This window comes from Streptomyces sp. NPDC036984 (genome assembly GCF_055607665.1).
Window position 1 is genome coordinate 185427 of the sequence record NZ_JBVJRL010000003.1, and the last position, 18860, is coordinate 204286.

Annotated in this window: 14 protein-coding genes and 1 riboswitch; of the genes, 10 read left to right on the plus strand and 4 right to left on the minus strand. The window is 72.4% G+C overall.

Going from position 1 to position 18860, the window contains the following annotated elements:
- Nucleotides 1-118: 118 nt before the first annotated feature.
- Nucleotides 119-1210, plus strand: a complete 1092-nt coding sequence (locus ACZ7DL_RS07595) for a CobW family GTP-binding protein (protein ID WP_470772227.1) — start codon at nt 119-121, stop codon at nt 1208-1210.
- Here the strand turns inward: ACZ7DL_RS07595 and ACZ7DL_RS07600 are convergent.
- A complete protein-coding gene (locus tag ACZ7DL_RS07600; protein WP_470772228.1) occupies nt 1207-3666 on the minus strand; it encodes a DNA gyrase/topoisomerase IV subunit A in 2460 nt (819 codons plus the stop codon). The two genes, ACZ7DL_RS07595 and ACZ7DL_RS07600, sit on opposite strands and share 4 nt — an antisense overlap.
- 318 nt (nt 3667-3984) lie before the next feature.
- On the opposite strand from ACZ7DL_RS07600, the gene ACZ7DL_RS07605 reads away from it, so the two are divergent.
- The 4 genes from ACZ7DL_RS07605 (at nt 3985) to ACZ7DL_RS07620 (ending at nt 8786) form a co-directional block, all read left to right on the plus strand.
- Nucleotides 3985-5379 (plus strand): M16 family metallopeptidase, encoded by a 1395-nt coding sequence (locus ACZ7DL_RS07605; protein WP_470772231.1) that lies wholly within the window; start codon nt 3985-3987, stop codon nt 5377-5379.
- On the plus strand, nt 5376-6764 hold the full coding sequence (locus tag ACZ7DL_RS07610; RefSeq protein ID WP_470772233.1) for a M16 family metallopeptidase: 1389 nt from the start codon (nt 5376-5378) through the stop codon (nt 6762-6764). Before ACZ7DL_RS07605 ends, ACZ7DL_RS07610 begins: the two co-directional genes overlap by 4 nt.
- A gap of 214 nt (nt 6765-6978) precedes the next feature.
- Nucleotides 6979-7133: riboswitch (cyclic di-AMP (ydaO/yuaA leader) on the plus strand.
- 12 nt (nt 7134-7145) lie between these two features.
- Nucleotides 7146-7901: a M23 family metallopeptidase gene (locus ACZ7DL_RS07615; protein WP_470772234.1), complete on the plus strand. Its 756-nt coding sequence runs from the start codon at nt 7146-7148 to the stop codon at nt 7899-7901.
- Nucleotides 7902-8099: 198 nt separating this feature from the next.
- Nucleotides 8100-8786, plus strand: a complete 687-nt coding sequence (locus tag ACZ7DL_RS07620) for a GntR family transcriptional regulator (protein WP_470772235.1) — start codon at nt 8100-8102, stop codon at nt 8784-8786.
- Between the two features lie 248 nt (nt 8787-9034).
- Here ACZ7DL_RS07620 and ACZ7DL_RS07625 read toward each other — a convergent pair whose 3' ends face one another.
- Entirely contained in the window at nt 9035-9316 is a 282-nt protein-coding gene (locus ACZ7DL_RS07625) for an HPr family phosphocarrier protein (RefSeq protein WP_014675499.1), read from the minus strand.
- A 177-nt stretch (nt 9317-9493) separates the two neighbouring features.
- Between ACZ7DL_RS07625 and ACZ7DL_RS07630 the strand changes: the two genes are divergently transcribed.
- From ACZ7DL_RS07630 to ACZ7DL_RS07645, 4 genes are all read left to right on the plus strand, one after another.
- A complete protein-coding gene (locus tag ACZ7DL_RS07630) occupies nt 9494-12355 on the plus strand; it encodes a bifunctional acetate--CoA ligase family protein/GNAT family N-acetyltransferase (protein WP_470772236.1) in 2862 nt (953 codons plus the stop codon).
- A gap of 289 nt (nt 12356-12644) precedes the next feature.
- Nucleotides 12645-13232 (plus strand): DUF5998 family protein, encoded by a 588-nt coding sequence (locus ACZ7DL_RS07635; protein ID WP_470772237.1) that lies wholly within the window; start codon nt 12645-12647, stop codon nt 13230-13232.
- Entirely contained in the window at nt 13232-14422 is a 1191-nt protein-coding gene (locus ACZ7DL_RS07640; protein ID WP_470772239.1) for an alkaline phosphatase family protein, read from the plus strand. The genes ACZ7DL_RS07635 and ACZ7DL_RS07640 overlap by 1 nt, the downstream gene beginning before the upstream one ends.
- Before the next feature lie 130 nt (nt 14423-14552).
- The gene (locus tag ACZ7DL_RS07645; protein WP_470772240.1) at nt 14553-15203 is read left to right on the plus strand and encodes a thymidine kinase; all 651 of its coding nucleotides are present in this window, start codon (nt 14553-14555) and stop codon (nt 15201-15203) included.
- Nucleotides 15204-15207: 4 nt separating this feature from the next.
- Here ACZ7DL_RS07645 and ACZ7DL_RS07650 read toward each other — a convergent pair whose 3' ends face one another.
- On the minus strand, nt 15208-15999 hold the full coding sequence (locus tag ACZ7DL_RS07650) for a VOC family protein (RefSeq protein ID WP_470772242.1): 792 nt from the start codon (nt 15997-15999) through the stop codon (nt 15208-15210).
- A gap of 321 nt (nt 16000-16320) precedes the next feature.
- Here ACZ7DL_RS07650 and ACZ7DL_RS07655 point away from each other — a divergent pair, with 321 nt between their 5' ends.
- Nucleotides 16321-17172, plus strand: a complete 852-nt coding sequence (locus ACZ7DL_RS07655) for a sulfurtransferase (RefSeq protein WP_470772244.1) — start codon at nt 16321-16323, stop codon at nt 17170-17172.
- 66 nt (nt 17173-17238) lie between these two features.
- On the opposite strand, the gene sepH is transcribed toward ACZ7DL_RS07655, so the two are convergent.
- Nucleotides 17239-18279, minus strand: a complete 1041-nt coding sequence (sepH, locus tag ACZ7DL_RS07660; protein WP_470772245.1) for a septation protein SepH — start codon at nt 18277-18279, stop codon at nt 17239-17241.
- Between the last annotated feature and the right edge of the window lie 581 nt (nt 18280-18860).

Below are 18860 nucleotides of genomic sequence, written 5' to 3' on the forward strand. Positions count from 1 at the left end.
CGGGGATCGGCGTCACGTCGGGCCGCGTCTCGTTCCGCTCGTATCCTGGACGCCCGGTCCATGTCCGTCCGCGCGCCGGGCCGCGAGCCGGTGTGCGCTGTGTCAGAGAGGTCGCCCGTTGAGGAACAGCTGGGGAGACAACGGCAGTCCGCAGCAGATCCCGGTGGTCGTGCTCGCCGGTTTCCTGGGCTCCGGGAAGACCACGCTCCTCAACCATCTGCTGCACCGCAGCGGAGGCAGCCGCATCGGGGCGATCGTCAACGACTTCGGGGCCATCGAGATCGACGCGATGGCCGTCGCCGGCGCCCTCGGCGACTCGACCGTCTCGCTCGGCAACGGCTGCCTGTGCTGTGCCGTCGACGCGAGCGAACTCGACCTCTACCTGGACCGGCTCGCCGCGCCCGCCGCCGGCATCGACGTCATCGTCATCGAGGCCAGCGGGCTGGCCGAACCGCAGGAACTCGTCCGCATGGTGCTGGCCAGCGAACACCCCAGGGTCGTCTACGGCGGCCTGGTCGAGGTCGTCGACGCCGCCGAATTCGACGACACGCGCGCGCGGCATCCCGAGATCGACCGGCATCTCGCCCTCGCCGACCTGGTCGTGGTCAACAAGCTCGACCGGGCCGCGGACGGCGACCGGGTGCTCGGCCTCGTGCGGTCCCTGGCCGACGGCGCCGCCGTCGCCCCCGCCACCTACGGCCGGATCGACCCCGAGTTCCTCTTCGACTGCCGGCCGAGCGAGGAGCGCATCGGGCAGCTGTCCTTCGACGATCTGCACGAGCATCCCGAGGACGCCGAGGAGCACGCCGGCCACCTGCACACCGGCTACGACAGCCTCTCCTTCACCTCCGAGCAGCCCCTGGAACCCCGCCGGCTGATGCGGTTCCTGGACAGCCGGCCCGAGGGGCTGTACCGGATCAAGGGGTACGTCGACTTCGGGCCGTACGACACCCTCAACCGGTACGCCGTGCATGCCGTCGGCCGGTTCCTGCGCTTCTACCCCGAGCCCTGGCCGGCCGGCGACGACCGTCGTACCCAGCTCGTACTGATCGGCTCCGGCATCGACCCGGAGGCCCTCGGCAAGGAGCTCAAGGGGTGCGAGCACGACGCCCCACACGCCGATGAACACGGCATGTGGGGCGTGCTGCGCTATGTCCAGCGCCCGGACGAAGCGGACCTGGAGGATCCGCCGGTCCAGGGCACCGTCTAGAACACCGACCCCGACACCACCGCCACCGTCTTGGGCAGCGACGTGCCCGAGCCGTCCCGGCGCGGGTCGGGCTCCGGCAGCTCCGCCGGGGCGCCGTTCTTCTGCGCCGCGTGCGCGGGAGCCGGACCCGCCCAGGCCAGCGCCAGACAGTCCTCGCCCTTCAGGAACCGCTGGCAGCGCACGCCGCCCGTGGCACGGCCCTTGCGCGGGTACTGGTCGAACGGCGTCAGCTTGGCCGTCGTCTGCACCGAGTCGTCCAGGGTGCCGCGCGAGCCCGCGACCGTGAAGACCACCGCGTCGGCGGCCGGGTCGACCGCCGTGAAGGAGATCACCTTCGCGCCCTCGGCGAGCTTGATGCCCGTCATGCCGCCCGCCGGCCGGCCCTGCGGGCGCACGACGGAGGCCTGGAAGCGCAGCAGCTGCGCGTCGTCCGTGATGAAGACCAGGTCCTCATCGCCGGTGCGCAGTTCCACCGCGCCGACGATCCGGTCGCCGTCCTTGAGCGTGATGACCTCCAACTCGTCCTTGTTGGACGGATAGTCGGGCACCACACGCTTGACGACACCCTGCTCGGTGCCGAGCGCGAGACCCGGGGACGACTCGTCCAGCGTGGTCAGGCAGACCACCGTCTCGTCGTCCTCCAAGGAGAGAAACTCCGCCAGGGGAGCCCCTCCGGAGAGGTTCGGCGGGGTCGCCGACTCGGGCAGCTGGGGCAGGTCGACCACGTTGATCCGCAGCAGCCGGCCCGCCGAGGTCACCGCGCCGATCACCCCGCGCGCGGTCGCCGGCACCACCGAGACGATCACGTCGTGCTTGACGCGCTTGGCGTCCGCCGTCTCCGCGAACGGCTCGGCGGTCGCCGTACGGGCCAGCAGTCCCGTCGAGGACAGCAGCACCCGGCACGGGTCGTCGGCCACCTGGAGCGGCACGGCGGCCGCCGTGGTGCCCGCGGACTCCAGCAGGGTCGTGCGCCGGTCGGTGCCGAACTTCTTCGCCACGGCGGCCAGCTCGGCCGAGACCAGCTTGCGCAGCTCCGCGTCCGACTCCAGGATCCGGGTCAGCTCCTCGATCTCCGCGGTGAGCTTCTCCTTCTCCGCCTCCAGCTCGATCCGGTCGTACTTGGTGAGCCGGCGCAGCGGCGTGTCGAGGATGTACTGCGTCTGCACCTCGCTCAGCGAGAAGCGCTCCATCAGGCGTTCCTTGGCCTGCGCGGAGTTCTCGCTGGACCGGATGATCCGGATGACCTCGTCGATGTCGACCAGCGCGGTCAGCAGGCCCTCGACCAGGTGCAGCCGGTCGCGCCTCTTGCCACGGCGGAACTCGCTGCGGCGCCGGACCACCTCGAAACGGTGGTCCAGGTAGACCTCCAGCAGCTCCTTCAGGCCCAGGGTGAGCGGCTGGCCGTCGACCAGGGCGACGTTGTTGATGCCGAAGGACTCCTCCATCGGGGTCAGCTTGTACAGCTGCTCCAGGATCGCCTCCGGTACGAAGCCGTTCTTGATCTCGATGACCAGGCGCAGGCCGTGCTCGCGGTCGGTGAGGTCCTTGACGTCGGCGATGCCCTGGACCTTCTTCGCGTTGACCAGGTCCTTGATCTTCGCGATGACCTTCTCGGGGCCGACCGTGAACGGCAGTTCGGTGACCACCAGGCCCTTGCGGCGGGCGGTGACGGCCTCGATCGAGACCGTGGCGCGCATCTTGAAGGTGCCGCGGCCGGTCGCGTACGCGTCCCGGATGCCGTCCAGGCCGACGATCCGGCCGCCGGTGGGCAGGTCGGGGCCCGGGACGTGCTTCATCAGCGCGTCCAGGTCGGCGTTCGGTTGCCGGATCAGGTGGCGGGCGGCGGCGATGACCTCGCGCAGGTTGTGCGGCGGCATGTTCGTCGCCATGCCGACCGCGATGCCCGAGGAGCCGTTGACCAGCAGGTTCGGGAAGGCGGCGGGCAGCGCCACCGGCTCTTGTTCCTGGCCGTCGTAGTTGGGTGTGAAGTCGACCGTGTCCTCGTCGATCGACTCGGTCATCAGGCTCGTGGCCTCGGCCATCCGGCATTCGGTGTACCGCATGGCGGCCGGCGGGTCGTCGTTGCCCAGCGAGCCGAAGTTGCCGTGGCCGTCGACCAGCGGCACGCGCATGGAGAACGGCTGCGCCATGCGCACCAGGGCGTCGTAGATCGACGCGTCACCGTGCGGGTGCAGCTTGCCCATGACCTCGCCGACGACACGCGCGCACTTCACGTAGGCGCGTTCGGGGCGCAGGCCCATCTCGTTCATCTGGTAGACGATCCGCCGGTGCACCGGCTTGAGGCCGTCACGGGCGTCCGGCAGGGCGCGCGAGTAGATGACCGAGTACGCGTACTCCAGGTAGGAGCCACGCATCTCGTCCACGACGTCGATGTCGAGGATTCTCTCCTCGAACGAATCGTCGGGCGGCGGGGTCTTCGTGCTGCGGCGGGCCATCGCTGCCGGCTCCTTGCTACTGAAGCGATTGACGGGTCTGACGCGGACCATTGTGGACCGCGGCACTGACAGCCCGGGCCACGACCCGGTCACGCCGGTGCCCGGCCGCTGCCGGAGCGCCGGAGTGCCGGCCCCGTGCGGGGTGCGCCCGGTGCCGGAGAGCCGTCCCACGGCACGCCTGACGCAGGCTACGCGATCCGCTCTGGGCGTACGTCCCGCGGGAACTTCACCGGGCCCTCGCACGCTTTGCATACAGTGGCAGGAACGGCAGGAAAAGCGCGGTTTCCATCAACCGCCTCCGCTCGCGAAGGGACGTACATGCCCATGGGTCACACGACCACAGCCGAGGCAGGCTCCGGGGGCCTGACAGCGACCGAGCACCGCCTGGCCAACGGTCTGCGCGTGGTGCTCTCCGAGGACCACCTGACCCCGGTGGCGGCGGTCTGCCTCTGGTACGACGTCGGTTCCCGGCACGAGGTCAAGGGACGTACCGGCCTGGCTCACCTTTTCGAGCACCTGATGTTCCAGGGCTCGGCGCAGGTGAAGGGCAACGGGCACTTCGAGCTGGTGCAGGGCGCCGGCGGCTCGCTGAACGGCACCACCAGCTTCGAGCGCACCAACTACTTCGAGACCATGCCCACCCACCAGCTGGAGCTCGCCCTCTGGCTGGAGGCCGACCGCATGGGCTCGCTGCTGGCCGCCCTGGACGACGAGTCGATGGAGAACCAGCGGGACGTCGTCAAGAACGAGCGCCGCCAGCGCTACGACAACGTGCCGTACGGCACCGCCTTCGAGAAGCTGACCGCCCTCTCCTACCCCGAGGGCCACCCGTACCACCACACGCCGATCGGCTCGATGGCGGACCTGGACGCGGCCACCCTGGAGGACGCCCGCCAGTTCTTCCGCACCTACTACGCGCCGAACAACGCGGTGCTCTCCGTGGTCGGCGACATCGACCCGAAGCAGACCCTGGCCTGGATCGAGAGGTACTTCGGGTCGATTCCGTCCCACGACGGCAAGCCCGAACCCCGCGACGGCTCCCTGCCGGAGATCATCGGCGAGCAACTGCGCGAGGTCCTCGTGGAGGAGGTCCCGGCGCGCGCCCTGATGGCCGCCTACCGGCTCCCGCACGACGGCACGCGCGCGTGCGACGCGGCCGACCTCGCCCTGACCATCCTCGGCGGCGGCGAGTCATCCCGGCTGTACAACCGGCTGGTGCGCCGCGACCGTACGGCCGTCGCGGCCGGCTTCGGCCTGCTGCGGCTGGCCGGCGCGCCCTCGATGGGCTGGCTGGACGTGAAGACCTCCGGTGACGTCGAGGTGCCGGTCATCGAGGCCGCCATCGACGAGGAGCTGGCCCGGTTCGCCGCGGAGGGCCCCACGCCCGAGGAGATGGAGCGCGCCCAGGCCCAGCTGGAGCGCGAGTGGCTGGACCGGCTCGGCACGGTCGCCGGCCGCGCGGACGAACTGTGCCGGTTCGCCGTCCTGTTCGGTGACCCGCAGCTCGCCCTGACCGCCGTCAAGCGGGTCCTGGAGGTGACCCCGGAGGAGGTCCAGGAGGTCGCCAAGGCCCGTCTGCGGCCCGACAACCGCGCGGTCCTCGTCTACGAGCCGAAGTCCCCGGAGACCGTCGAGGACGCCGGGGTCCCGGAGGACCCGGAGCAGGAAGCGACCGTAGAGGCCGGCGACGAGAACGAGGAGACGGCCAAGTGACCCAGCTCGCCACGATGGACTTCCACCCCCAGCCGCAGCCGGGCGAGGCCAGGCCCTGGGCGTTTCCGGCCCCCGAGCGCGGCACGCTGGACAACGGCCTGACCGTGCTGCGCTGCCACCGCCCCGGCCAGCAGGTCGTCGCCGTTGAGGTGCTGCTGGACGCGCCCCTGGACGCCGAGCCGGCCGGCCTGGACGGCGTCGCCACGATCATGGCGCGGGCCTTCTCGGAGGGCACCGACCGGCACTCCGCCGAGGAGTTCGCCGCCGAACTGGAGCGCGCGGGCGCCACCCTCGACGCACACGCCGACCACCCCGGCGTCCGGCTCAGCCTGGAGGTCCCCGCCTCCCGCCTGGCCAAGGGACTCGGCCTGCTCGCCGACGCCCTGCGCGCGCCGGCCTTCGCCGAGAGCGAGGTCGAGCGGCTGGTCCGCAACCGCCTGGACGAGATCCCGCACGAGCTGGCCAACCCCTCCCGCCGGGCCGCCAAGGAGCTGTCCAAGGAGCTGTTCCCGGCGACCTCGCGCATGTCCCGCCCGCGCCAGGGCACCGAGGAGACGGTCGAGAAGATCGACGCTGCGGCCGTACGCGCGTTCTACGACCGTCATGTGCGGCCCGCCACGGCCACCGTGGTCGTCGTCGGCGACCTGACCGGCGCCGACCTGGACGCGCTGCTCGGCGACACCCTGGGTGCCTGGACCGGCACCCCGGGCGAGCCCCGGCCCGTGCCGCCGGTGACCGCCGACGACACCGGGCGCGTGGTCATCGTGGACCGGCCCGGCGCCGTGCAGACGCAGCTGCTCATCGGCCGGATCGGCCCCGACCGGCACGACCGCGTGTGGCCCGCCCAGGTGCTCGGCACGTACTGCCTCGGCGGCACCCTCACCTCCCGCCTGGACCGCGTCCTGCGCGAGGAGAAGGGCTACACGTACGGCGTGCGCTCCTTCGGGCAGGTCCTGCGCTCCGCGCCGGACGGCACGGGCGCCGCGATGCTCGCCATCAGCGGCTCCGTGGACACGCCGAACACGGGCCCGGCGCTGGACGATCTGTGGAAGGTGCTGCGCACCGTCGCGACGGAGGGCCTGACCGACGCCGAGCGGGACGTCGCCGTGCAGAACCTCGTCGGCGTGGCACCGCTCAAGTACGAGACCGCGGCGGCCGTCGCGAGCACTCTGGCCGACCAGGTCGAGCAGCACCTGCCCGACGACTTCCAGGCGACGCTGTACCAGCAGTTGGCCGGCACGGGCACGGTGGAGGCCACCGCGGCCGTCGTGAACGCCTTCCCGGTGGACCGCCTGGTGACCGTCCTGGTCGGCGACGCCTCCCAGATCAAGGCGCCGGTCGAGGCGCTCGGCATCGGTGAAGTGACCGTGGTGGCGGCCGAGTAACGGCACGCGCGCGTGGGGCCCTGACGACCGGTCTACGGATCGTCAGGGCCCCTGCTGTTCCACTCGGTCCCACAGGTGCCCGATTTGGGGCGGAGGTTGCCTGTCTGACCTGTGGCATGCGCAACAAACAGCCGGTTTCGTTTGAGGATTGAAAGCGGGCCGCCGTAGCGTCGTCCGGGCTGTTCGTCAGGCAGTGCGCCGCAACCGCGGCACCGGACAGCGATCGCCGAGTCCCCGTACGGCGCGAGCCAGGGGAGCCGGGGACCCACGTAGTCCCTGGGGTGAATCGGGCGCCCGCCAGGGGGCCCGTAGGAGACCTTCCTGCTCCGAACCCGTCAGCTAACCCGGTAGGCGAGAGGGAAGGAAAGGACCAGCCACTTCATGGCGTTCATGTGCGCCACCGGGAAGCACCGCAAGCCCGGCCGGGTCAAGCGGACCACCGCCCAGGCGGCCGGCGTCGCGGCCCTGACCACCACCGGTGTCATCGGCACCCTCGCCGCCTCCCCGGCGCTCGCCGCCGAGAGCCCCGCGGAGCAGACCGGCCTCACCCCGGTCGTCACCGTGGGCGACGACGTCGCCGAGCAGATCGACGCGCAGGCCGCCGCCCAGCAGCAGGCCGCCGACCAGAAGGCGGCCGAGGAAGCCGCGGCGAAGCTGGCCGCGAAGAGGGTCGCGGCGGAGCGCGAGGCCAGGGCCCGCGCCGCCCGCGAGGCCGAGCGCAAGCGGCTGAACACCTTCGTCACCCCCATCGCGCACTCCTACGTCTCCACGGCCTACCGGGCGAGCAGCTCCCTGTGGTCCTCCGGCTCGCACACCGGTATCGACTTCCACGCGGCCAGCGGCACGTCCGTCCACGCTGTGGGCTCCGGCACGGTCGTCTCCACGGGCTGGGGCGGCGCGTACGGCAACGAGATCGTGATCCGGATGGCCGACGGCATGTACACCCAGTACGGGCACCTGTCGTCCATCGGCGTCACCGTGGGCCAGAAGGTCGTCCCGGGCCAGCAGATCGGCCTCTCCGGCGCCACCGGCAACGTCACGGGCCCGCACCTGCACTTCGAGGCGCGCACGACCCCCGAGTACGGCTCCGACATCGACCCCGTCGCCTACCTCCGCAAGCACGGCGTGAACGTCTGACGCACACCGCACGGCCATCCGAAGCCCCGGCTCACCGAGCCGGGGCTTTCGCCGTTTTTCATGGTGTCCGCCGGATGTGCTGTCCAAAAAAATATCCATGGATTACGGCCCGCCGTCGGAAATTCCGGCTCTCTGGAATAGAGTCACGGAACACACGTCGTCGACGACGTTTCACGGGGATTAAGGCGGAGGTCGGGCATGCGTATTCCGGCGCACTCGGTGTGTACGGCGATCCGGGACGACATCGTCGCGGGTGTCTACGAGCGCGGCAGCCGCCTGACCGAGGAAGTCCTGGCCCGCCGTTACGGCGTCTCGCGCGTCCCCGTGCGCGAGGCGCTGCGCACGCTGGAGGCGGAGGGCTTCGTGGTGACGCGCCGGCACGCGGGCGCGTGCGTGGCCGAGCCGACCGAGCAGGAGGCCGCCGACCTGCTGGAGATGCGGATGCTGCTGGAGCCGCTGGGTGCTGCGCGGGCCGCCCAGCGGCGCACCGAGGCCCATCTCAAGGTCCTGCGCGGTCTGGTGCGGCTGGGTCAGGAGCGGGCCCGGAGGGGCCACAGCGAGGACCTGCGCTCGCTGGGCGGCTGGTTCCACGAGACGCTCGCACAGGCCTCCGGCAGCCCGTCGCTGACCTCGATGCTCACCCAGCTGCGGCACAAGATCGCCTGGATGTACGCGGTCGAGGCGCCGAAGAGCCCCGTGGACTCCTGGACGGAGCACGGGGCGATCGTGGACGCGGTGGCGCGCGGGGACGGCGAGCGCGCGCGGGCACTCACGGCGCTGCACGCTGAGCGCGTGACGAGCGTGCACCGGCTTCGCTTTTCCGGTGCCGCGGAGCGTGTGAGGACTTCGCAACATCCCGTAAACACATCGGGCCCGCGGCATTAACACAGGCGCCGTATACAAAGAAGAGTAATTCGGGGGACGGGTGTTTTCGGCTGCCCGAATTCAGGGGCGCCGGAATTATGTCGGCGCGGCAGGCCTACGCCCGATGCAAAACGGCGGGGAATCCGCCGGTCCGCGACGCGCGTACGCCGCGGACCGACGGACATAGAGGGGGCGCGCACCGCGCCGCATACGGCGAAGCCGCGCCGCCCGGTCGGGCGGCGCGGCTCCGGCGCTCTGTGCGAGGTCGCTCAGACGGTCTCGGGCAGCTCCTCGAGGCCCTCGGAGACCAGCTTGGCCAGACGGTCGAGGGCGGCGTCCGCGCCCTCGGCGTCGGAGGCGAGGACGATCTCCTCGCCACCCTGGGCGCCCAGGCCCAGGACGGCCAGCATGGAGGCCGCGTTGACGGGGTTGCCCCCGGCCTTGGCGATCGTCACCGGGACGCCTGCGGCCGTGGCGGCTCGGACGAAGATGGAGGCGGGGCGGGCGTGGAGGCCCTCGGCCCAGCCGACGTTGACGCGGCGCTCAGCCATGTGTTGCTGCCCTTCGGTGTTCAGGGTTGTCTAGACCAGTTTCCCACATCGTGAAGCGTGCCCGGAGCGGACCTTCGTCCCCTCCGTCGTGGCGTCGGACCGCGGCCTCGGTCCGGCTTTCCGTCCTCCACAGACTGCCTCGCGCCGTTGTCGTACGCGAGCCGTACTCTGGGGCCCATGCAGACCTCGGCGGACCGGCAGGACCGGCACCAGTACCCCGCCCACTGGGAGGCGGACGTGGTGCTGCGCGACGGCGGCACCGCACGCATCCGGCCCATCACCGTTGATGACGCCGATCGCCTGGTCAGCTTCTACGAGCAGGTCTCGGACGAGTCGAAGTACTACCGCTTCTTCGCGCCGTACCCACGGCTCTCCGCCAAGGACGTCCACCGCTTCACGCACCACGACTTTGTGGACCGGGTGGGACTCGCGGCCACCGTCGGCGGCGAGTTCATCGCCACCGTACGCTATGACCGCATCGGCGCCGACGGTCTGCCCGCGTCCTCCCCCGCCGACGAGGCCGAGGTCGCCTTCCTGGTGCAGGACGCCCACCAGGGCAGGGGAGTCGCCTCCGCCCTGCTGGAGCACATCGCGGCCGTCGCGCGCGAGCGGGGCATCCGCCGCTTCGCCGCCGAGGTGCTGCCCGCCAACTCCAAGATGATCAAGGTGTTCACGGACGCCGGCTACACGCAGAAGCGCAGCTTCGAGGACGGCGTCGTCCGCCTGGAGTTCGACCTCGAACCCACCGACCGTTCCCTCGCTGTGCAGCGCGCGCGGGAGCAGCGCGCCGAGGCCCGCTCGGTACGGCGGCTGCTCGCGCCCGGTTCCGTCGCGGTCGTCGGCGTCGGCCGCACCCCCGGCGGAGTCGGCCGCAGCGTCCTCGGCAACATCCGCGACGCCGGCTACGGCGGCCGCCTGCACGCCGTGAACAAGGCGTTCCCGGAGGACCTCAAGGAGGTCGACGGGGTGCCCGCGCACCGCTCGGTGCGGGACATCGACGGACCGGTGGACCTCGTCGTCGTCGCCGTACCCGCCGAGCACGTGCCCACCGTGGTCGCCGAGTGCGGGGAGCACGGCGTCCAGGGGCTGGTCGTGCTCTCCGCCGGATACGCCGAGAGCGGCCCCGAGGGGCGCGAGCGGCAGCGGGCTCTCGTCCGGGCCGCGCGCGCGTACGGCATGCGGATCATCGGGCCGAACGCCTTCGGGATCATCAACACCGCCCCGGACGTCCGGCTGAACGCCTCGCTCGCCCCCGAGCCGCCCCGGCCCGGCCGGATCGGACTGTTCGCCCAGTCCGGCGCCATCGGCATCGCCCTGCTGTCCCGGCTGCACCGGCGCGGGGGAGGAGTCACCGGGGTCACCGGCGTGTCCACCTTCGTGTCCGCCGGCAACCGCGCGGACGTCTCCGGCAACGACGTCCTCCAGTACTGGTACGACGACCCGGAGACCGACGTCGTCCTCATGTATCTGGAGTCCATCGGCAACCCACGCAAGTTCACCCGCCTCGCCCGGCGCACGGCGGCGGCGAAGCCGCTGGTGGTGGTGCAGGGCACCGGCACGGCACCGCCGGGACACGCGGTACGGGCCACCCGGCTGCCGTACGCGACGGTCTCCGCGCTGCTCCGGCAGGCCGGCGTGATCCGCGTCGACACCATCACCGAGCTGGTCGACGCCGGGCTGCTGCTCGCCCGCCAGCCGCTGCCCGCCGGCCCGCGCGTGGCCATCCTCGGGAACTCCGAGTCGCTGGGCGTGCTGACGTACGACCAGTGCCTCGCCGAGGGGCTGCGGCCGACGCGGCCGGTGGACCTGACGACCGGGGCGACGGCGGCGGACTTCCACCGGGCACTGGGTGCTGCACTGGCGGACGACACGAACGACGCCGTCGTCGTTACGGCGATCCCTGCCATCGGGGAGGCGTCGCCGGGTGACGCGGAGCTGGCGGAGGCGCTGCGGTCGGCCGCCGCTGTGGTTCCGGGCAAGCCGGTGCTTGTCGTGCATGTGGAGCTCGGGGGGCTTGCGGAAGCGTTGTCGGCTGCGGCCAGTACTGCACCAGCCGCCGCTGGGAGGGCACCCGGTACAGAGAGCGGTGCCCACCCGTTCCGCCCCGCGGAAGGACTGCCCGCCGCGGGAGCGGAGGGACTGCCCCCCGCGGGAGCATCCGCTCCACCGGAAGGCACTCACCTCATCCCCGCCTACCCCGCCGCCGAGCGGGCCGTGCGGGCGCTCGCCGAGGCCGTCAGGTACGGACAGTGGCGGCGGGAGGCGGCCGACCCCGGGAAGGTGCCCGAGTACGACGACATCGACGAGAAGGGCGCCGCCCGGCTGATCGGTGAGCTGCTCGCGCGCGGGCAGGGGCTCACCATCTCCGACGCGCAGACCTGCGAGCTGCTCGGCAGGTACGGCATCCCGGTGCGCCACGCCCTGCCCGCGCCCACCCCGCACGCCGCCGCCGAGGCCGCCCGCGCGCTCGGCTACCCGGTGGCCCTGAAGGCCACCGCCCCGCACCTCAGGCACCGCGCCGACCTGGGCGGCGTACGCCTGGACCTCGCGGACGAGGAGCAACTGCTCCGCGCCTACGCCGAGTTGACGGAACTGTTCGGGCCACCGGAGGAGCTGCGGCCGGTGGTGCAGGCGATGGCGCCCAGGGGCGTCGACACCGTCGTCCGCGCGGTGATCGACCCGGCGGCCGGGGCCGTGCTGTCCTTCGGCCTCGCCGGGGCCGCCTCGCAGCTGCTCGAGGACATGGCCCACCGGCTGATCCCCGTCACCGACCGGGAGGCGACCTCGCTGGTGCGGTCGATCCGCACGGCGCCGCTGCTCTTCGGCTGGCGCGGCTCCACGCCCGTCGACACCCCCGCGCTGGAGGAGCTGCTGCTGCGGGTGTCCCGGCTGGTCGACGACCATCCCGAGGTGGTCGCGGTCACCCTGGAGCCGGTCGTCGTCGCCCCGCACGGCGTGAGCGTCCTCGGCGCCACCGTACGGCTCGCACCCCCGCCCGCCCGCGACGACCTGGGCCCGCGCACACTGCCGGCCTACTGAGCGGGGGAGGGGGACCGCATGCAAAAGCTCGCCCGCGTGCGACCGGACCGTTCCCGCGCCCGGTACGCGGGCACCCGCACGCGGGCCCACAGACCCTCTCCACACCGGGTCCACAGGCACCCGCACGCGTGCACCAGCCGTTCCCGCGCCCGGTAAGCGGCCACCCGCACGCGAGCCCGCAGTCCCTCCCCGCACCGGGTCCGCGGGCACCCGCGCGCGTGCGCGCCGGCCGCCCCCGCTCTCCGCGACTGGCCCGGACCCCCCTTGCCCACGGATTAGGATGGACGCCATGGCCAAGACCAGTACGACGACCCAGGGGCTGCGCGCGGCGATCGAGCGCAGCGGCTACTACCCGGCCCTCGTGGCCGACGCGGTGGAGGCCGCTGTGGGCGGCGAGCCGATCCGGTCGTACCTGGTCCATCAGGAGACGACGTTCGACCAGAACGAGGTCCGCCGGCACGTCACCGTGCTGGTCCTCACCGGCAACCGCTTCATCGTCAGCCACACCGACGAGCAGGCCGCCGACAGCACCTCTCCGACGCCGTACGCCACCACCTCCACCGAGTCCGTGAAGCTCGGCCGGATCTCCTCCGTCGTGGTCAGCCGCGTGGTCGCCAACCCGGAGCAGTACACCCCCGGCACGCTGCCGCGCGAGGTCGTGCTGACCATCGGCTGGGGCGCGGTCAGCCGCATCGACCTGGAGCCCGCCGCCTGCGGCGACCCCAACTGCGACGCCGACCACGGCTACACGGGCAACTCCACGGCGGACGACCTCAGCCTGCGCGTCAGCGAGGCCGGGGACGGCCCGGAGACGGTGCGCCAGGCGCTCGCCTTCGCGCAGGCCATTTCCGAGGCGACCGCGGACCTCACGCGCTGATGTCCCAGCTCTCCGCCTGGGACCACCCGGAACCGCTCGCCCTGGACACCGCGCCGCTGCCCGAGTACGGCACCGGCTCCCTCGCCGACCTGCTGCCCACGGTGGCCGCGGGCATGGGCGTCCCCGGACTGACCGCCACGATCGAGGAACTGACCGCGGCCGACCGGGTCTGTGTCTTCCTGATCGACGGGCTCGGCTGGGAGCAGCTCCGGGACCATCCCGACGAGGCCCCCTTCCTGACCTCCCTGCTCGGCAGCTCGCGCGGCGGCACCGGCCGCCCGCTCACCGCCGGCTACCCGGCGACCACCGCGACCTCCCTCGCCTCCGTCGGCACCGGCCTGCCGCCGGGCGCCCACGGCCTGCCCGGGTACACCGTGCGCAACCCGGGCACCGGCGCGCTGATGAACCAGCTCCGCTGGCAGCCGTACACGGAACCGCGCCCCTGGCAGCCGTACCCCACCGTCTTCAAGCTGGCCCACGAGGCCGGGGTGCACGCCGCCCAGGTGTCCTCGCCCGCCTTCGAGCACACCCCGCTCACCAAGGTCGCGCTCAGCGGCGGCACCTTCCACGGCCGGCTCAGCGGAGAGGAGCGGATGGACCTCGCGGCCGAGCAACTGGCCGCCGGCGACCGCTCCCTGGTCTACACGTACTACGCCGAGCTGGACGGCTCCGGACACCGCTACGGCGTCGCCTCCGACACCTGGCGCGGCCAGCTCATGTACGTCGACCGGCTCGCCCAGCGGCTCGCGGAGCAGCTGCCGCCGCGCAGCGCCCTCTACGTCACCGCCGACCACGGCATGGTCGACGTGCCGTTCGACGAGCAGCACCGCATCGACTTCGACGAGGACTGGGAGCTGCGCGCCGGCGTCGCCCTCCTCGGCGGCGAGGGCCGGGCCCGGCACGTGTACGCGGTGCCGGGCGCCCACAACGACGTCCTGACCGTCTGGCGCGAGGTGCTCGGCGAGCAGTTCTGGGTGGCCTCGCGGGACGAGGCGATCGCGGCAGGCTGGTTCGGGCCGCGGGTGGACGAGCGGGTGTACGAGCGGATCGGGGACGTGGTCGCCGCCGCGCACGACGACGTCCTGCTCATCGCCTCCGAGCGGGAACCGAAGGAGTCCGCGCTGGTCGGCAACCACGGCTCGATGACCCCGGCCGAACAGCTGGTTCCGCTCCTCGAAGTACGCTCCTGACGGCCTCACGCACCCTCTGAAGGACCTCCCGTACGCTCCTGAAGCCCGTAAGCCCCGAAAGCGCCCCCACCGACCTCCGCGCGCCCCCGCGCGTGACCCTCACGACCTGCCGAAAGGTGCTCAACCTCTCATGCCCGAGCTGGTGTTCTTCTCCGGAACGATGGACTGCGGGAAGTCGACGCTGGCTCTCCAGATCGAGCACAACCGCTCCGCGCGCGGCCTCGTCGGCATGATCTTCACCCGGAACGACCGGGCGGGCGAGGGCAAGCTGTCCTCCCGGCTCGGCCTGGTCACCGACGCGGTGGAGGTCGCCGACGACCAGGACCTGTACGCCTACCTCGTGGACCACCTCTCCCAGGGCCGCCGGGCCGACTATGTGATCGCGGACGAGGCACAGTTCCTCGCGCCCGGGCAGATCGACCAGCTCGCGCGCGTGGTGGACGACCTCGGGCTCGACGTGTTCGCCTTCGGGATCACCACCGACTTCCGCTCCAAGCTCTTCCCCGGCTCGCAGCGGCTGGTGGAGCTGGCCGACCGCATCGAGGTGCTCCAGGTGGAGGCGCTGTGCTGGTGCGGCGCCCGCGCCACGCACAACGCCCGCACGATAGACGGCGAGATGGTGGTCGAGGGCGCCCAGGTGGTCGTCGGCGACGTCAACCAGTCCGCGGGCGAGGTCGGCTACGAGGTGCTGTGCCGGCGCCACCACCGGCGCCGGATGACCGCCGCGTCCGCCCGCGCGGCGGCCCTGTCCCCGGACGTACTGCCCGTCCCGCCCGCCTGAGGGCTCAGCGCGGGTTCTCGACCACCGAGAACTCGGCGCCCTCCGGGTCGGCCACCGCCGCCACCCGCCCGTGCGGGCTGTCGTGGGCCGGTCTGAGGACCCGGCCGCCCAGGCCGGTGACCTGCCGCACCGTTTCGCCGATGTCGGCGACCTCGAAGTACGTCTGCCAGTGCGGCCCGCGGTCCCGGGGCAGACCGTGGCCCATGCCGTGCAGCCCGGCCACCGGTCGGCCGCCGAGGCTCAGGGTCACGTAGTCGAAGTCGGCGGAGACCACCGGCTCCTCCTCGTAGCCGAACACGCTTTTGTAGAACTTGGCGACGCTCTCCGTCTCGAAGGTGACCAGTTCGTTCCAGACCGGCGTGCCGGGCACACCGGTGATCGCCACGCCGAGGTGCGCGGAGCCCTGCCAGATCCCGAACACCGCCCCGGAGGGGTCGGAGGCGATCACCATCCGCCCGGCCTCGGCGGCGTCCAGCGGCCCGACGGCCACCGTGCCGCCGCACAGCCGTACCGTGTCGGCGGTCTGGTCCACGTCGTGCGAGGCGAAGTACGGCGTCCAGGCGACCGGCAGCCTGCGGTCCGGGGGCAGCTGGCCCATCCCCGCCACCTCTCGCCCGTCCAGCAGCGCCCGCACGTACGGGCCGAGCTGCTGCGGGCCCGGCCGGAACTCCCAGCCGAACAGCTCGCCGTAGAACTCCTCGGTGGCATCCAGCCCGTGCACCATCAGGCTCACCCAGCAGGGTGTGCCGGGCACGCGCCGTGCGTGCGGACCGGCCGACTCCCGTGCCTCGGTCATCGATCACTCTCTCCCCGGCCCCTCGCGGTGGCCGTGTCGCTTCCGCTCCCCGGAAGGGGTGTCCACGCCGCTGGCGCGTACGCCCGTGCCGGTTGCCCGCATCCTCCGCGATGCCGCGGGGCCTACCGCGCCGCCGCTCGGCGATTCCCAGGAAGGATGCCCGATCTGCCGTCTTTCGCCGCTTCCTGACGATGGCCGGCGGGTGTCCGCCGGCTGTACAGCCCGTGCTCGATCCCATACGCCTCGTGATCGAGCCTGTCCGGCCGAGCAGAGTAGCCGGACCTGGACGCCGCGGCCACCCCTGGCGTATGGATGGACGCCATGAGAGCCATCATCACCGCAACCGAACTCGCACACGAGCTGACCGGGGACCACCCGCCCGTACTGCTGGACGTGCGCTGGCAGCTGAGTGTGGCGAAGGCGGCGGGCGCGCCGGCCTTCGACGGCCGGGCCGCGTACGCGGCCGGACACCTGCCCGGCGCGGTCTTCGTCGACCTGGACCGGGAGCTGGCCGCCGCGCCCGGCGCGCACGGCCGGCATCCGCTGCCCGACCTCGCGGAGTTCGGTGCCGCGATGCGCCGCGCGGGCGTGTCGGCCACCCGGCCGGTCGTCGTGTACGACGGCGGGCAGGGCTGGGCGGCCGCGCGCGCGTGGTGGATGCTGCACTGGACGGGTCACCCGGACGTGCGGGTTCTCGACGGCGGGTTGCCGTCCTGGCAGGGCGAGTTGTCCACCGGGGCAGCGGCTCCGGCCGAGGGCGACTTCCACCCGGAGCCGCGGGCCGTGGGGCTGCTGGACGCGGACGCGGCGGCGTCCCTGGCCCGTACGGGCCTACTGCTGGACGCGCGCGCGGGGGAGCGGTACCGCGGCGAGGTGGAGCCCATCGACCGGGTCGGCGGGCACATCCCGGGCGCGGTGTCGGCGCCGACCGCGGAGAACGTGGGCCCCGACGGCCGCTTCCTGCCCGCGGCGGAGCTGAGGGACCGCTTCAAGGCTCTGGGAGTGTCGGAGGACACCGAGGTGGGCGTGTACTGCGGTTCGGGCGTCTCCGGGGCCCACGAGGTCCTCGCGCTGGCGGTGGCGGGCATTCCGGCGGCCCTGTACGTCGGTTCCTGGTCCGAGTGGTCCTCGGACCCGAACCGGCCGGTGGCCGTGGGCGCGGATCCGCAGTAGCGGGCGGTAGCGGACAGCAGGACGAGGGGCACGCGCGCGTGCCCCCTCCCGTTCCGGTACGGCGGCCTACTCCTGCTTCTTGCGGCGGGTGCCGAACACGATCTCGTCCCAGCTCGGGACGGCGGCGCGGCGGCCGGGGCGGACGCCGTCGGCCTCCGCCTGGCGGTCGGTCGCGCCGACGAGCCGGTCGCGGTGGCTGCCGACGGAGCGCGGCATGAGGACGTCCGCGTAGGCGGAGCCGGCCGATGCGGCGGGCGCCGGCGGCTCCTCGGCGGCGGGCTCGTCGGTGTCCTCCTCCGCGGGCTCCGCCGGACGCTCCGGGACCACCAGGTCGCCCCGGAAGCTCGGCACGGCCTCCAGCAGGCTGGTCAGCGAGTCGCGCTCACCCGTGCTCTCCTCGGCCGGCTCCGAGGACTGCGCGGGCAGGCTGGGCCGCTCCCGGTCGCTCCGGTCGAGGGCACGGTCCATCGAACGCTCGCGCGGCAGGCGGGCGATCCGCGGGACGAACGGAAAGCTCGGCTCCGGTACGGCGAGGTCGTCGGACTCGCCGATCAGCGAGCGCGCCTCGTCGTCCACGGCCTGGACGAGCCGCCGGGGCGGGTCGTACGTCCAGCTCGCCGAGTGCGGTTCGCCCGCGACCCGGTAGACGAGGAGCACCTCCCAGGTGCCGTCGTCGCGGCGCCAGGAGTCCCACTGCACGGTGTCCTTCTCGGCGCCGCGCAGCAACAGCCGCTCCTGCACGGCCTCGCCGAGCAGCGGGCCGGAGTTCTCGCCGGGGCGGCGGACCGGGGTCTTGCGGGCGCGCTCGGCCATGAAGGCCCGCTCGGCCAGCACCGGCCCCTCGAAGCGCCGTACCCGGTCGACGGGGATGCCGGCGAGCTGTGCGACCTCTTCCGCGGTGGCACCGGCACGTATCCGCGCCTGGATGTCACGGGGGCGCAGATGGCTCTCGACCTCGATCTCGATCTGGCCGAGACGCGGCCGATCGCCGCGCACGGCGGCGCGGAGTCGTTCGTCGATCGGAAGCGTGTACTCCGTAGAGTCGGCAGCCTTCAGCACCAGCCGTGTGCCGTCATTCGAGACGGCCACGACACGCAGTTCGGGCATGGGGACCTCCCGGGTGGTGCCTGCCGACGTCACGTGCGTCGCTGCTTCCGCTAGTCGAGTGTGGCCTGCCCGGGTGCAGCCTGCCACAACCTTGCCGAGTTGCCCGGCGTGTCGGGCACGGGCCCGGGACCGCCGTTATGGCACGGTTACCTGTTCGCAACGCTAAGTGACCAAATCCGTCACCCTGTGCAACTAGCCCCCTCCCGGCGGTCTTGCAAGGCCGCGGGCACCCTGGTGGGAGACCGGACCCAGGGCTCGCAACAGTACTCCATTCGGACCACGTGCGTGGATTGGCGCGCCGCCCAACTTCTCGCAAGAGGCGCGACTTGGCCGTTCGCAACCGATTTTGTCGATCATGAACGTGGCGAACCTCACGCAATCCCCAGAAACGGAACTAATGGTTTCGTCTGTACGTACCTTTCTCGTGCAGTCGGTCGAGCCATGTCGGTCGAGTACGGGAGAGGAAGGCAAGTTCCGGGTATGCGGGAAACGCCCGATGCGGGTCGGAAGCGGATCGACCTGAGCGTTCCTCAAGTCGCCGGCAGCGCCCCGGCCGCCGTGGTGGCGGCCGGACCGGCCTC

What these genes read in the sequence shown, in the direction of transcription:
- ACZ7DL_RS07600 (WP_470772228.1), bottom strand. Translation starts at nt 3,666, where the DNA reads ATGGCCCGCCGCAGCACGAAGACCCCGCCGCCCGACGATTCGTTCGAG.
- ACZ7DL_RS07605 (WP_470772231.1), top strand. Translation starts at nt 3,985, where the DNA reads ATGCCCATGGGTCACACGACCACAGCCGAGGCAGGCTCCGGGGGCCTG.
- ACZ7DL_RS07615 (WP_470772234.1), top strand. Translation starts at nt 7,146, where the DNA reads ATGGCGTTCATGTGCGCCACCGGGAAGCACCGCAAGCCCGGCCGGGTC.
- ACZ7DL_RS07620 (WP_470772235.1), top strand. Translation starts at nt 8,100, where the DNA reads ATGCGTATTCCGGCGCACTCGGTGTGTACGGCGATCCGGGACGACATC.
- ACZ7DL_RS07625 (WP_014675499.1), bottom strand. Translation starts at nt 9,316, where the DNA reads ATGGCTGAGCGCCGCGTCAACGTCGGCTGGGCCGAGGGCCTCCACGCC.
- ACZ7DL_RS07630 (WP_470772236.1), top strand. Translation starts at nt 9,494, where the DNA reads ATGCAGACCTCGGCGGACCGGCAGGACCGGCACCAGTACCCCGCCCAC.
- ACZ7DL_RS07635 (WP_470772237.1), top strand. Translation starts at nt 12,645, where the DNA reads ATGGCCAAGACCAGTACGACGACCCAGGGGCTGCGCGCGGCGATCGAG.
- ACZ7DL_RS07640 (WP_470772239.1), top strand. Translation starts at nt 13,232, where the DNA reads ATGTCCCAGCTCTCCGCCTGGGACCACCCGGAACCGCTCGCCCTGGAC.
- ACZ7DL_RS07645 (WP_470772240.1), top strand. Translation starts at nt 14,553, where the DNA reads ATGCCCGAGCTGGTGTTCTTCTCCGGAACGATGGACTGCGGGAAGTCG.
- ACZ7DL_RS07650 (WP_470772242.1), bottom strand. Translation starts at nt 15,999, where the DNA reads ATGACCGAGGCACGGGAGTCGGCCGGTCCGCACGCACGGCGCGTGCCC.
- ACZ7DL_RS07655 (WP_470772244.1), top strand. Translation starts at nt 16,321, where the DNA reads ATGAGAGCCATCATCACCGCAACCGAACTCGCACACGAGCTGACCGGG.
- sepH (WP_470772245.1), bottom strand. Translation starts at nt 18,279, where the DNA reads ATGCCCGAACTGCGTGTCGTGGCCGTCTCGAATGACGGCACACGGCTG.